The sequence below is a fragment of the Tyzzerella sp. An114 genome (assembly GCF_002161055.1).
Lineage (GTDB): Bacteria > Bacillota > Clostridia > Lachnospirales > Anaerotignaceae > Fimicola > Fimicola cottocaccae.
Window position 1 is genome coordinate 25,174 of the sequence record NZ_NFLT01000015.1, and the last position, 13,899, is coordinate 39,072.

General features: G+C 28.0%; 15 protein-coding genes. 1 reads left to right on the forward strand and 14 read right to left on the reverse strand.

Annotated elements, in window-relative coordinates:
* Positions 1-26: 26 nt before the first annotated feature.
* From B5E58_RS10955 to B5E58_RS10975, 6 genes are all read right to left on the reverse strand, one after another.
* A complete protein-coding gene (locus B5E58_RS10955) occupies positions 27-923 on the reverse strand; it encodes an AAA family ATPase (protein ID WP_088109700.1) in 897 nt (298 codons plus the stop codon).
* Complete coding sequence (locus tag B5E58_RS10960) at positions 920-2,869, reverse strand: Mu transposase C-terminal domain-containing protein (RefSeq protein ID WP_088109701.1); 1,950 nt, start codon at positions 2,867-2,869, stop codon at positions 920-922. The genes B5E58_RS10955 and B5E58_RS10960 overlap by 4 nt, the downstream gene beginning before the upstream one ends.
* A gap of 33 nt (positions 2,870-2,902) precedes the next feature.
* Positions 2,903-3,289: a hypothetical protein gene (locus tag B5E58_RS10965; RefSeq protein WP_088109702.1), complete on the reverse strand. Its 387-nt coding sequence runs from the start codon at positions 3,287-3,289 to the stop codon at positions 2,903-2,905.
* A complete protein-coding gene (locus tag B5E58_RS13490; RefSeq protein ID WP_158097738.1) occupies positions 3,286-3,447 on the reverse strand; it encodes a hypothetical protein in 162 nt (53 codons plus the stop codon). The genes B5E58_RS10965 and B5E58_RS13490 overlap by 4 nt, the downstream gene beginning before the upstream one ends.
* Positions 3,448-3,457: 10 nt before the next feature.
* Entirely contained in the window at positions 3,458-3,655 is a 198-nt protein-coding gene (locus tag B5E58_RS10970) for a hypothetical protein (protein ID WP_088109703.1), read from the reverse strand.
* A gap of 93 nt (positions 3,656-3,748) precedes the next feature.
* The gene (locus B5E58_RS10975; RefSeq protein ID WP_088109704.1) at positions 3,749-4,648 is read right to left on the reverse strand and encodes a BRO-N domain-containing protein; all 900 of its coding nucleotides are present in this window, start codon (positions 4,646-4,648) and stop codon (positions 3,749-3,751) included.
* A gap of 229 nt (positions 4,649-4,877) precedes the next feature.
* Between B5E58_RS10975 and B5E58_RS10980 the strand changes: the two genes are divergently transcribed.
* The gene (locus tag B5E58_RS10980) at positions 4,878-5,276 is read left to right on the forward strand and encodes a helix-turn-helix domain-containing protein (protein WP_088109705.1); all 399 of its coding nucleotides are present in this window, start codon (positions 4,878-4,880) and stop codon (positions 5,274-5,276) included.
* Between the two features lie 831 nt (positions 5,277-6,107).
* On the opposite strand, the gene B5E58_RS10985 is transcribed toward B5E58_RS10980, so the two are convergent.
* From B5E58_RS10985 to B5E58_RS11020, 8 genes are all read right to left on the reverse strand, one after another.
* A complete protein-coding gene (locus B5E58_RS10985) occupies positions 6,108-6,632 on the reverse strand; it encodes a hypothetical protein (protein ID WP_088109706.1) in 525 nt (174 codons plus the stop codon).
* 24 nt (positions 6,633-6,656) lie between these two features.
* Positions 6,657-7,508, reverse strand: a complete 852-nt coding sequence (locus tag B5E58_RS10990) for a hypothetical protein (RefSeq protein ID WP_143597259.1) — start codon at positions 7,506-7,508, stop codon at positions 6,657-6,659.
* A gap of 222 nt (positions 7,509-7,730) precedes the next feature.
* A complete protein-coding gene (locus B5E58_RS10995) occupies positions 7,731-8,588 on the reverse strand; it encodes a M28 family metallopeptidase (protein ID WP_158097739.1) in 858 nt (285 codons plus the stop codon).
* Positions 8,589-8,678: 90 nt separating this feature from the next.
* Positions 8,679-9,038 carry an SH3 domain-containing protein gene (locus B5E58_RS11000; protein WP_158097740.1) on the reverse strand — a complete coding sequence of 120 codons (360 nt, stop codon included), beginning with the start codon at positions 9,036-9,038 and terminating at the stop codon, positions 8,679-8,681.
* A gap of 366 nt (positions 9,039-9,404) precedes the next feature.
* Positions 9,405-10,076, reverse strand: a complete 672-nt coding sequence (locus B5E58_RS11005; RefSeq protein WP_088109710.1) for a hypothetical protein — start codon at positions 10,074-10,076, stop codon at positions 9,405-9,407.
* Positions 10,060-11,277, reverse strand: coding sequence for an amidase domain-containing protein (locus tag B5E58_RS11010; RefSeq protein ID WP_088109711.1), 1,218 nt, complete (start codon positions 11,275-11,277; stop codon positions 10,060-10,062). Before B5E58_RS11010 ends, B5E58_RS11005 begins: the two co-directional genes overlap by 17 nt.
* Before the next feature lie 1,301 nt (positions 11,278-12,578).
* Positions 12,579-13,022: a hypothetical protein gene (locus B5E58_RS11015; protein WP_088109712.1), complete on the reverse strand. Its 444-nt coding sequence runs from the start codon at positions 13,020-13,022 to the stop codon at positions 12,579-12,581.
* Positions 13,023-13,301: 279 nt separating this feature from the next.
* Complete coding sequence (locus tag B5E58_RS11020) at positions 13,302-13,766, reverse strand: DUF1461 domain-containing protein (protein ID WP_143597260.1); 465 nt, start codon at positions 13,764-13,766, stop codon at positions 13,302-13,304.
* Between the last annotated feature and the right edge of the window lie 133 nt (positions 13,767-13,899).

Here is a 13,899-nt window from a genome sequence, read left to right on the forward strand (position 1 = left end):
GCACCCTTCTTATTTATAATCTAGCTTTAAACTATATTCATTTCTCTTGCCATTCTGGCAATACCTCTTGCAGATACTTCTCCAAGAGCTGCTACTGTATTTACAAATACATTTACTGCACCTCTAATTCCATAATTGGTTCGTGCTATTTTATAAAGTACTTCTACTGCATCATCTGATATACATGAGTCTTCAAAAAGTATTCTTATATCATCTCTTGTTATATTGCTGGTTAATACGTGTTTATTATCAGCTATTCTGCTATAAAGCTGTGCATATGAAGCTTGTCCTGCACCTTTCATTTTGAGATATATTTCTTCATTACCGATAAATGCTATCCCTACTCCGCTTTCATCAGCTAAACATCTTAAATGATTTATAACCCTTACTGTAAGATGTTGTGCCTCATCTATTATAATAACCTTATTGCTGCCTTTAAGTTTTCGTATAGATTCAGCAAATATCTTTCTTGATACCTTTTCTCTTATTTTAAGTTCTTCAGCTATAAGTTCATTAACTCCTGTCATTGTGGCAAAACAAGGGCTTATGGTAATTACTATTGAGGTATCAGGATTTTGTTTATGATATTCTTTTATCCCCATAGTTTTCCCTATTCCGGCATCACCATAAACTACACCTATTTTTCCTTGTACATGGCAATATGCTATAAGGTTCATAACAATATTACTTACTGTTGTAGGTTTAAATCCGGGAGCTCTTGGAGCAGTTTCCTTTTGCTCTCTAATGCTTACAAGCTGTTCAACTTTAGGTATTATTGTATGTGGTGCTTTATATGTACCGCTTAAAAATGAGCTTAACTGACCATCTGATATACCCATTTCCTTAGCTATTTGAGATTGTGTTTTTCCAGAAGTTTCTTTGTATTCTTTAAGCAATTCTCTTGCTTTTTCTTCAGTTATCATAATTCTTCCTCCTTGGCTCTTCTGAGCCTTTCAACCGCTAGTGACCAATCTATAACTATATCATCATCGCCTGATACCTTTTTAAGTACTTCTTTTTCAGCAGTAACTAAAGGTGTTATTATTTTAGGATTAGGTCTGTCTATATCAAGCATATTTTCAGAAGCCTTATCAAGTATAAGTTTAAGTTCATTTTCAGCCTCAATGCCTTTATTACGTTTATATGCTTTTACTGCTCTTACTGCTTTTCTGTTTTCAGCTTGGTTCTTTCGTATTTCTTCTTTAGAAGCCTTGTAGCTTAATGTGTCTTTAAGTTCTGCTACACATATAAAAGACATTTTTTCATCATAAACTCTAACTGCTGATAAATCATCAGGACTATACCTTACATAAACTTCTCTACCAAAATACATTTCCCAAAGTTCTGCATTCCAATATTGAAGCTCTTGACCATAAAATCTTAAAGTAACACCATTTTTACCTACTTTTAATGTTCCTTTATTTCCTTTTGCATAACGCATAAACATAAGATTTAGTTTTTCAGGTGGTATAACTCTTCTTTCTATAAGTGTATTATTAAATATTTCATCTGGAGTTTTACCATACATTCCTTCTCCTGAATGCGACTGTTTGTTATACCACCCAAAAATATATGTATCAACCTGTTTTTTAAATTCTTCTATATTTACTAAACTATTTGGGTATTTAACTAATTCTTTTAAACTGTCAGGTCTTTCAAGTATTGTTCCTCCGGTATAGCCATCATATAATTTGCTTAAAGTATTTTTAACTGTACAGAATGCTCTTTCTATGCCTTTTGCTCTTGCATTTCTTGGAAGTGCTGTTGTAAACTCAATACCTAAGTCATCAAGTATTGACGGAAGTTTAAGCTCTTCATTTTTACGTCTTCTCCTAAAACCGTTTCCACCTAAATCATGGAATAAAAACTCTCGTCCGTTATCTGTATAAAGCATTTTTGGTACTCCGTTATATTCACAACCTTTTTTAAGTGCATATATCGTTGCGTCTGATGAAGGAGCATCTGTTATACACCAACCTGTTATTTTTCTGCTTCTTACGTCCATAAATGCTGTAAGATATACTCTTACAGGTTGACTGTTTTTTTCTACCATAACATCAAATGTATGGTTGTCAGCTACCCATATATCATTAGCTTGCAGGTCATCATACATACGTTTTATATACGGAGCACACTCACCTATAAATGTCTTCTCATTTTCTCTAAAATATTTTAAATATGGTATCGGTATAGCTTTAACTCCTCTTTCAAAAGTACTTCTTGACGGTAAAGGTAAAACATCTTGTCTTCCTTGAAGTTCAAAGTTCATTTCTGTAAGTTTCATGCATAATGATATGGACTTTCTGCTATCATCAAGATAATAGTATTCAAAAACGTCCCATACTTCATCAGAAAGTTTCTTTTGATGACCTGTATGTTTTCCCCTTCTGTCTACTAAAGCTATATCACCTATTTTGTTGTACTCTTTCCATTTTCTATAAAGACTTCTAAGACTTAAGTTTAAATCCGGATTTTGAACATTTATAATATCAACAAACTCAGTATCAGCTTCAGCTTTTGATTTACAGCTACTATTTCTGTATTTTTGCCAATCAAAAAGTATTTTCTTCCATCTTGCAATCTGTTCTATTTCATCACCTGTATAGTTATCTATTACAGTTTCAGTATCTATATCAGTTTTTTCTTGTTCCTGTTGAAAAACTTTTAAATGTCGTTTAAACTTTGATTGAAGTTTCTTTTCAATACTTGATAAAGGGATACGATATTGTATACCACCTCTGCCAGTCGCAAAACCATCAACTTCTATATAAGAAATAGAACCATTATTTATTTTCTGTTGTATCCATCTTTCACTACAACCTTTAAGTTCCGCCATTTCTTTTACAGTTAAATATATTTCTTCCACCATACCACCTCCTTATATTTAACTTTTAGTAAATGCTTAAATTAACTCTATGCTTGTATTGTTACTTTCAAAATGTCTTTTTAAAGAATTAAAAGATGTCCAATACATACCGTATGTATAATATGTGTATTCTGCTTCAAGTTCATCTTTTTGCTTTTTAGTTAAACCTTTAAACAATTTTTGTTTAGCTTTTGAACTTAATAAACTTTTCTTTTTTCTTGGATAAAATCTTATTCGTTCTTCACAGTCATTAAGAAACCATTCGCCCTTTATTTTTCCGTTTATATATACAATTATTGCATTTTTATATACACCGATTCTCTCAAGAACCAATGTCACTTTAAAGCTGTCTATTTTTAAATTAACAGGAGTATACGTTTCTCTAAGTTTTCTCTCAACCAAGCTCCATTCTTCTTTTGTCATATAAACTCACCCCTGTTATACACTCCTCCTACTTTACCGCTTTCACAAACAAGACCTTCTTTAAAAAATCCTTTATTGTAAAAGTAAAATATTTTTTCCAAACTAACATATGAAAGTTCTTTCACTAAATTTTTAGACTTAAATCTATATATTTTCATAAAATCCACCTTACCATTCATAATTAATAACTTCTTCTAAAATATCTATAACAATACTTATAAACTGTAATTTTATAAGAGGACTCATACTGTCATCTGATAAAACCTTCTGTATCAATCCCAACACTTGAGTTTTAAGACTTGCATTTCCGTATTGAAGACTGATTTTTATAAAGGAACATTTAATTTCCTCTTTCAAACCTTTCATAAAATCCCTCTTTCAAATTTTACAGTCTCGTGATATAATAAATCTGTGTGTTGCTTGCACTTGGAGCTCTGCTTCGGTGCAGGCTTTTTTTTATTATTCACCTGAGACTTTTTTTCTTGTATCATATAATTCCAAGTAATTCTCTATTGCTTTTTTGCAAGGTTCACTTTTAACATCTCCATAAAGAACTCTACTTATCATTGGTCTTTTATATCCTATTGCCTCACTTAATTCAGTAATAGTCATATTTTTATCCAATAACTTCTTTTTAACCTTTTTACCAAAAGGTGTAAGGTTATATTTTTTATTTAACCTTCTTTCCATAATATCAACTCCAGTTTCTGTTTCTTCAAAATTTCTTTCAAAATACTTCTTAACTGTAGGAGATGAAACACAGTAACCATTAGCGGAACAATATCTCGCTATTAGACTAAAATTCATTTTTTGGCACTCCTGCATACTTAAAAGCATTTCATCAATGTTTTCTCTAATTTCATTCGGAAAGTATTCAATCTTATTTTTATTTAGATTAAAATGTTCGTAATCATCTTCAATAACCATATAGTTTTGGTATGTACTCTTTGTGGCATTGATAATTTCCGGAACAATTTGTTTAACAATTTCCAAAATAGCTTGCTTCAAAAAATCTTCAGGGCTTGAGCTATAATATCCGTTTTTTCGTATTTGCGGTAATATTTCACTTGTAACCCAACGCTTAAATTCTTTAGCTTTCGGCAACTTACTTGAGAGTATTAAAGAATACAATCCACTTTCGTTGATAATGACAGCTTTGCTCTTATAGTTAGAGCCAATCCCCTGAATTAAGGTAGTGGTTTTATCCTCATTATCAATATATGTACTTATAGCATTTTCTGGTTTAGCATATCCAAGTATTCTTGCAACATCTTTACCAACAAACCAAACCTCATTATTGATAATTATTGTCCTTATTTCGCCAAGGTTTTCATTTTTAAACACTTGCAGTTTGTTCATTTATATACACCTCCTTTTCCTTACTTCATTATTTTTTGCTTTTTATTTTAGTAGCATTGCAAAAGAAGTTGCAGAAGTGGCTACAATTAAAGATAGGCTATAAAAAATGTGCTTTTTCTGATATGATTTAAGTAACAAATTTTACTTACAGCTATATATTAACTCATTATAATGTGTTAATCAATAAAAAATTAATATAAAACTCATTAAAATAAAGGTGGTCTTAAAAATGTTTTATAATCGTTTAAAAAAAATTTGCGAACTAAAGGATACTAATCCAACCCAACTACTAAAGGATATAAATGTAAGTACTGGTTCTCTTGGTAATTGGAAAAAAGGAATATTGCCTAAAGGCGATATACTAATAAAAATTTCAACTCATTTAGATGTGTCAATAGATTATTTATTATTAGGAAAAGAGGAGTGTAATTTAAAAGAACCAGAAATTTCACAGAAAAATGAAGATAGTTTAAAAACAGATGAGAAACTTCTAATAAAAACTTACAGAGAAGTATCAGATGAAGGAAAAGATTTAATTCAAGAATCTATACGTGATATTTGGGCTGACCATAGAATTAAAAAATCTTCTAAAAAATCAAACTCTAAACATAAAGATGTAGCCATTTAAAATTAATATATAAAAAAGATTAGTTTTTTTATTTTTATATTTTAGGTAACGAATTTTACCTACATATCAAAAATACATTAATAAGGAAGTTTCTCTATTTTTATTTTTTGCCATTCTTTTTGCAGATTTTTTTCTGTTTTTATTTTTATAACGCTTCAAAGCGTTGATTTTGCCTAACTTTTACTACTAACGAACAAATTATCAAGTTCGTTAGTAGTACTTCGTTAGTCATTTACACATTTTTACATTTATTTTTTAGATTTAAAAATAAAAAAATCCCTTTAAACGTTGAATTTAAGGGATTTTAAAAACTTTTAAAATATTTTTTTAACTTTTTTAAAAATTTAAAAATTAAGATTTATATTCTATTTTTTCAATTTTAACTCCTTCATTAAGAATGGCAAAAAGTTTTACTTGACAAGCTAATAATGTTGATTTTGCAGGCTTTGGACGCTATTGGTCGGGTTTTGACATTTTTTCTTTTTTTGTCATTCTTCATGATAAATAACAATAAGGAACCTTTAAATGATTAAAGGTTCCTCAAAAAATATAATTATTTAAATATAAACTATAGCCAATTTTAAGATTTAATTTTAAATTAGCCATCATTAATCTATAATCTCTAATAATATAATCAATAAATTAAGTATTGTAATTAAAATGATTATTTTTAGTATCTGTTTGAGTTATTGGTGAAGGAATACACTACTAAATCCATATACTAATTATATTACTTTATTTCTCATTTATCTAAAATTCTAATAAATAATACTAAAAAGAATATTTGAGGAAATTAACTTATAATATATAAAAATTTACATATAAACGAGACTATTTAATATCATTTCCTTGTGAATCCAAAAAAGAACAGTTTGTTGCTTTTTCGTTAATAATATTATGAAATATATATGGATATTCATTTGGTAATATATCAATCTGAGATATTATATCACCATATTGATTTCTTTCTACTATAGATTTACAATTAATATCATTAATTAAATATATACTCTCAGTATTCCATAAAACACTTACAATATCTTTTGAATATATTTTAGGAATATAAACTTCCTCAACAAAATATCTATCTTTTGGTAACAAATTACATTCTACAGCTCTATAATAAATTAATGATTCATCTTGAATCATAAACCATAGCAAGGCATCATCTTCCTTTGAAAATTTCCCCAAATAAGTTATATTAGCTGAATGATTTTGTTCCAAATGAAATTCTTTTCTTACTATATTTATTAAATCATCTTGATTTCTAGCAATTTTAGAATTATATATAAATACTATTTTTAAAACTAATAATATACTAACAATAATAAAAATAGTTATAAATTTTCGCTTCATATATTCCTCACACTATAAATGTATTTATTTTACATTCACTAAATAATCTACATCACAACAAATTGTTTCATCACTATATTTAGGACTTAAAGAACCTAAAAAATAATATACATCATATTCCCATTCAGCAGCAGCTTTTGTAGATTTATTAATTTCTTTACTTGAATCGATAGTAGATATACTTGATTGAATAGTTAAATCATGTTCATTACTAAATAATTCTTTATCATCTATTTCTGCACCAACAGCTCTTACATTTTTATCATTTATATTTCTATTTGATTCTGATCCACCTGAATATGTAATATTTTCAAGTACACCTAAAATTTCATTCACTGTACTAAACCCAATTTTATCAATTACAAATTCAATAATACCTTTTATATTTGTACCCCATAAACCAGATGTATTTCCAGATAGACTTACATCGTCAGTAAAAGCTGTATTGTAGCCACATCCCATTGCACCAGTTATATTTCTATATCTAATTGCATTACTCCAACCTGAGTCCAAATTGCCATCTACATTTACTGTTTCAATAACTTCAAAAGTACTATAAATATCAGAACTACCAGCTGTTCCAACATCAACAACAGAAAAAGTTATTTTGGGATAAGATGCATAAATTACTTTTTGTCCACCTTCTGTTATTATTGTGGTAGTATATAATTTACCAGAAACATCCTCTTTATTTATAGTATATGGTTCATGTTCATTTAATTTATCAAATATATATTTCAATTCTGGTCTTTGATTAATCTCATCTTGAGTAAATGAATTCAAAGGTCTTGCACTATAACTTACAGTAGCAGTATTATTTTTAATTTGTTCGATAACTTCATTTTCAGTTAATTTTGAATTTGTATTAGCAAACACATTGGTACTAGTAATACTAGTAATTATTAATAGTATAGATAATAAATTTTTTATTTTCAACATATTAAATTTCTCCTAACAATTTATTTTGTAAATACTTTATCTTCTTATAATACATCTATTTTTATAGTATCAAACATCAAGTATATTCATCATTTCCAAACAATTTAAATAATATCTTAATAAATTTGATTTAAAAATAAAATTGTAATATTTAAATTATTATTTTTTATACAAATTATCTATATCTAAATTTTTCATAAAATTAAAAATAATATTAGCATCTTCTTTTATAAATTCTGTTTCAACATATTTATTCTCAGTTTCATCAACAAGAATTTTACTATCAAAATTTTTATCAAAAGGGTCAACTGTTGTAAATCTAAGGCTCATTATATATTTTTTTAAAAATGATATATGGTCACTTGAGCCAAACTTTATCATCTCAAAATTAGGATTAAGCCTTAAAAACTCAGTACTAAAAAGACTTTCTTCACAGTCTATAAACATTCTTCTCCACTCTTTAGTTGATGTCATATCTATATTAAAACAAGCAATTATATTATTAAGCTCTTTTTCATCTAAGCTTAATAAATATGATTTTGAGCCTGACAAATAATATTCCTCAGAACCAAAAAATATTATTCTGACATTATAATCAAGATTTTCAATATATGGCTCTATCAGCTTTGCCGTTTCCAAGAGAACAGCTGTGCCAGAGCCGTTATCAGTTGCACCTATTGAATTTCTTGATGCGTCGTAATGGGCAGAAAACACTATTGTTTTTTTGTTCGTGTCAAAGTCCTTTTCTGCGATAACATTGTGTGATTTGGCAATAGGCTCTTCATTAAAAGGATTTATGTTAAAAAAATCATTAAAATAATAATCAATATCGCTTCTATACACATCAAAAGGCACTATTTCAGATTTATAACCCATCAGTGTAAGCTGTTCATCTAGGTATTGGGCAGTGCTGTACTCGCCGTCGCTTCCCCTTTTTCTCGATGTACTTATTATTTTTTCAAATGCAACCTCCACATCGTCAGGTTTGATGATAGTTTCAGTTTTTTCATTGTTCAATGTACCACTATCATCATAGGGTACATTTGACGACTTACAGGAGGTTAATAATAAAACTGAAAAAAATAAAATAATTAAATTTTTCATATGTCAATATTCAATAAGGTAATCCTTAGACACCCAACCATTTAATTCATATTTATAACTAAAACAATGTACCCAAGTATACCCATCTGCTTCAACTTCCCAACCTTCATATGATCCGGCATTAACTAAATCACCTTTATTCAAGTAACCTATTACGTTTCCTGATAAAGATGGTGTTTCTCTAAATCTAACATTATTACCTATAACTTCATATGTAGTTGTTCTAATACTGGACTTGTCTGAATTTTCAGTACTATAAGTATTTATTACATCATCTTTATATACATCAGCTAAAACTGGGACTGATGCAGATAAAATTATAATTGATGAAACTATAGGAAATAATATTTTTTTACCTATCACAATAAAACCTCCATTACTATAATTAATTTTTTAACTTAATCTTAAATCGCAACAAAACTGGCATAATAATCTACACTTAGAAAAATGTCTTATAAAAAATATAGAACTTTATCACATCCCCATGTAGTATAAAAATCTATAATGTAAAGCATTTTGGGTTTGTTATCCACCTCTTCACATATCATCTTCCCCATTTCCATAAATTTTATACAAAAATTAGTTTCTCATATGATAATACAATTTAATGCATAAATTTCATTTGTTTATATTGATTAATAAACATACTATATATCATAGGCAGCATACTATTTACTTCACGCATTTTTCATTTTGCTACCTCTTTCATAAATTATTTATACATTGTTATTAGGGTTCATAAATTTGAAACTGAATATGTGCCAAATCATTCGTTGGAATGTAGTAAATTAAAATACCATCTTTGGATTCCAAGGCCACCGTCTCTGCTGGATTATCAAACTTTGATAAGTCAAGCACATCAGAAGGCACCTGATCTAGATGCTTTAATTCTGTATAAACCATGTCATCTTTATTTTTAAGTCTACCCAATTCATCTGATTTAATAGAATAAATATATCCTTCCGTATCAGTATCATTCATTGTTGTAATCGTAATGAATTCATCATTACCACGCACTAACATAGCATTACTTCCCTGAGTATCACCAAATCCCATTTTCTGAATATCAATGCAGTTCTGAAGTTGACCAGTTTGAATATCAAAAATAGCCAAACCATTATAGTTGAGAATACATACAACTTCTTCGTTAAAAAAAGGGATTTTAGGTGGATCAGCCCCTAACGGTTCCGAAATCATACGTTGATATACTTCTTTATCAAGATAATCTCTTAAAGATATATCCTCAACAAAAATTTCGGAATTCTGTGTAGGCGAGCTAGAAATATCATTGCTTGTAGAAGAGCATCCCATCAATAAAAACAATATTATTATTGATATAATAATGTACCACAAAGATTTATTTAAAATTTTCATATCACTTTTTTCACCTATAATATCCATCTATATGGATTCTTGAATAATCAATACCACCATATCGTGTAGAATAGAGACCACTATAAGAACTAGTATGTGCTGTTACCAAAGGGTCTCCACCTTGAGTGTGCACTACTATAGTATGGTAGAAATCAGAACCATTATAAAGCTGAACTATATCGCCAGATTGCAATTCACCAAATGTTGTCACTCGATTTCCTTTAGGTCCTTTCGTGGTTGAACTTCGTAATAGATAACTTCTTAATTCATTGACTCCAGTCCAAGATGTACTTCTTGCATTGGCAGATCTGTAATACCAGTATGTATATCCCTGAATACCAGATGCAGATGAAGAATATTGAGGAGCACTACTGCTATTAAGCACCTGAGAAGCATAATTTGTACAATCTCCGCCTTCTCCTGTAAAATTTGCAAAACTAGGATTAAACCCATTCCACCAATCATCTTGATAAGATCTCATGGCATCTCTATCAGATTCTGTAAAACTCACCCATGTAGTGTATGGAGAAGTCGGAAGATTTAAATCCAACTGTTCTGGAGTATCTACAAGTTCCTGATTCTGATGATCTTGAGCTTCTGCAACTTCGTGCTCGACTGATTCCCAGTAAGCAGTAAGTTTACTCACCTTTTCCTCCAAGTCGTAAGGTTCACCTTCAGTAGACATATTGTTTCTATTTGAAAGAACCGATAGTTGATAATCCAAATCAAGATCTTCTGCGGTCTGTCCAATAGTTGTGTTAATTAAGGTACCACCGGATAAATCATTTGTAATAGCCGCTAGAATGGTGTTTGTATTCTTATCAACAATTACCTTATAGGCCGCTACCAATGCAGAAGATTCAGTACCATCTTTATAATTAAATGAGATATCAAAATATACTTCATATGCAAAATCTTTATCAGTAACACAGATATTTTCAACATCATAGGCAACGAGATCTAATTTTCTACCAAACAAATTCTCTTTTATTTCTTTTACTTCGCGCTTATCATCAAGATATTGCATCAAAGATCTTGCATTTGAATTAATTAAATCATCTCTATATTCGCTCTGTGTAGTGAAATCAGACATTGATGTTGTTGCAAATACAATCGCAGTATTTTGAGCTTGTTGTGCAGTTACAGTAGAATCGTTTTGTGCAAATGCAGTTGGAATGATTGTAGTCAGCATAGTTAACGTTAGCAACAATGCACATATTTTTTTCATTTAAATCCCTCATTTCCATAATTACATAATACTTATCCTTACTTTTTTTAAACTATCAAAAAAACGATTACATAGTACCCCCCCTTCTCTTTCTTAGTTTCTGTTATTTTAATATGATATAGATAACAGCCCCTTATTAAAGGTATAATACATTATATAAAAAAGTTATTTTCTCTAAGAAATGAGATGTTATCATGTATAATTAATAAAAATTGCTTTTTAAAACAATTCTATAACCTGTCCTCGTTTTTTCTAATTCCATTTATTGTTATTAAAAAGATTCTAAGGGTAATTAAAATACCTTTGTAATTATTATAAACGTAAATTTGTTTTATCCAAAAATTTTAAACATAATAACAATTATCATAAATGTCATATTTATAGTAAAAGCACTTTTATTTGGTATAAACACAATACTTATATTTATTACAAATGTTTTTCTAAAAAATCTGGTCATTCTATTAAAATACATATTTTAATTCTGTTGCTAAGAAAAGTTAATTCTTAAATTTATGTTTCCTTCTTTGTAAAATATTTCATTTTTCTCAAAATATAATTCTTACTGCCTTAGCTCTTTATTTTTAAACCTCGACTCTTCTTAGATAGATTAAAATATTTTTAGAAAAACATTTAATATATCTGTTTCTCATATTTCTATTTATCGTTGGATTAGACATTTTGCTTTTTTCTTTAAATCCGTTTCTAAGTCTCTTATTCAAAAATCTAATCTCCCATAAGATGAATGAGCTTTAAATAATACCTATGCAGAACTTATTACTATTGTTACAGACCATTTATCCGCTTATAATATGCCTATTTATATAACATATACTAATTTAAACATCAGATTTAATTTCTAATTTTATTTTTTATTGTAACTTTATATTCACAAAGATTCTTTTTTATCAAACTTAACACCTACTAATAAGGAAGATATTAATTTATAAACTATTATAAAGTCAAAGTATTTTTAATTTAAAGATAAGGTTCTAGAAAAATTTATAAAAAAAAGAAATAATTTTGTGTAAAATAGAAGCAAAGCAGTATATGCTTTGATTCTGTCCTTTAATTGAAAATCAGAATAACTAAATTAATTTAGGAAAAGAAATAAGAATTAATATTGTAAAATATGAGAAAGTTTTAGATAGTGATACTGTGAAGTATTAAAAATTTCCGGAAAATAGTTGTTTTTAGTTTTTTGACAATTCATTTTATTATACATATAATATATAAACTCACCTTTTGTAATAAAATTATACTATTGGAACTAAAAATCTTTATCTATTAATAAAAAACTTATATTAAACACTATACTCTATATATTTATGTGATAATGTTATGTCTTTAGAAACATATATTGTTCCATTTACACTTTCACCTACTTCAACTATCTCAAATCCTCCACTAGCAGAAAACTCTGCTTCTAATGAAGCACTAATTTCTCCTTTCAAAGAACCGCTTACATTAATAGTAGCAGTTCTGTTATTAGGAATTCTAACTATAGGCTCGTAATCATTAACAAACTCCAAACCTGAAATGCCATCAGCCTTACAAAAAGCAGTTCCATCTACATAACCTGATATATCAATTTTTCCATTACTATGAGCATAAAATTCAAGAGCCATTCCTGAAATAAGATCACAACTAGCTGTTTGTTTATCTGTAAATGATACACGCTCAACATATATAAAATCTTCAACATAAGGTTGTATACCCATTAATAATATATGGATATTTATTTTCAATATATTTTATAGCTTTAGTATTTTTTCTTTAAACATTAAATTATAAAACTCATCAATTATATATCTTTCAATTTTTAGATTGTTCATATCATATAGTTCATCTATACATATAGTCTTCATCATATCAGTTGACTTAATATATTCTTGTCCAAATGTTTGAGTAATAAATATAGACAATTAATCTAAAAATATTAATATTTTTTATTCATATTGAAATTTCTCTCTACATCAAAAAATAGAATCTAATTATAATATTTATTGTAAATAATAAAATTGAATTTATTCTAATCTAACAAGATTTTCTTTTATAAATTCAAGATTTAATTGTGTTCTATCACTTTCAACCTTGTCTAATCCACGATACACATCTTTAATAGCATTACATACATCAACTCCTAATAAAGTATATTCTTTTATATTATAATTACTATACCCTTTTGAAAGATAACAACCATAATAATAAGTTTTCTCCATTGTTTCATTATTGTCAAAATAATTAGGATAATTTTTATTTAAAAAATTTATAGCTTCATCTCTTTTGTCATCGAAAACACCATTAATCTCAATATCTTCTTGAACTTGATTTTGGATATAAATTAGCATCTCATCAGTATTAGAACTTGGAATTTCGTTTTTCGACATTTCTGTATTATTATTTTTTTCATATTCACTATTTTTTGCTAAACTACAAGAAGTAAGTAATAAAAACAAAGAAAAATATATAATTGCCAAACTCTTCTTCATAATATACCACAACACCTTCTCCTATATATACCAATAAAATTTAATTATAAAGTTTAATTGCACCTATAATTACTACTAATGACAAAATAAACATTGCTACTTGTATAGAACTTAAAATCAATTGATTATTTAT

Bases quoted from the DNA above. Each gene is read 5' to 3' on its own strand.
- B5E58_RS10975 (WP_088109704.1), bottom strand. From the start codon at position 4,648: ATGAACAAACTGCAAGTGTTTAAAAATGAAAACCTTGGCGAAATAAGG.
- B5E58_RS10965 (WP_088109702.1), bottom strand. From the start codon at position 3,289: ATGACAAAAGAAGAATGGAGCTTGGTTGAGAGAAAACTTAGAGAAACG.
- B5E58_RS11020 (WP_143597260.1), bottom strand. From the start codon at position 13,766: ATGAAGAAGAGTTTGGCAATTATATATTTTTCTTTGTTTTTATTACTT.
- B5E58_RS10985 (WP_088109706.1), bottom strand. From the start codon at position 6,632: ATGAAGCGAAAATTTATAACTATTTTTATTATTGTTAGTATATTATTA.
- B5E58_RS11010 (WP_088109711.1), bottom strand. From the start codon at position 11,277: ATGAAAAAAATATGTGCATTGTTGCTAACGTTAACTATGCTGACTACA.
- B5E58_RS10960 (WP_088109701.1), bottom strand. From the start codon at position 2,869: ATGGTGGAAGAAATATATTTAACTGTAAAAGAAATGGCGGAACTTAAA.
- B5E58_RS13490 (WP_158097738.1), bottom strand. From the start codon at position 3,447: ATGAAAATATATAGATTTAAGTCTAAAAATTTAGTGAAAGAACTTTCA.
- B5E58_RS10970 (WP_088109703.1), bottom strand. From the start codon at position 3,655: ATGAAAGGTTTGAAAGAGGAAATTAAATGTTCCTTTATAAAAATCAGT.
- B5E58_RS10955 (WP_088109700.1), bottom strand. From the start codon at position 923: ATGATAACTGAAGAAAAAGCAAGAGAATTGCTTAAAGAATACAAAGAA.
- B5E58_RS11005 (WP_088109710.1), bottom strand. From the start codon at position 10,076: ATGGATATTATAGGTGAAAAAAGTGATATGAAAATTTTAAATAAATCT.
- B5E58_RS10980 (WP_088109705.1), top strand. From the start codon at position 4,878: ATGTTTTATAATCGTTTAAAAAAAATTTGCGAACTAAAGGATACTAAT.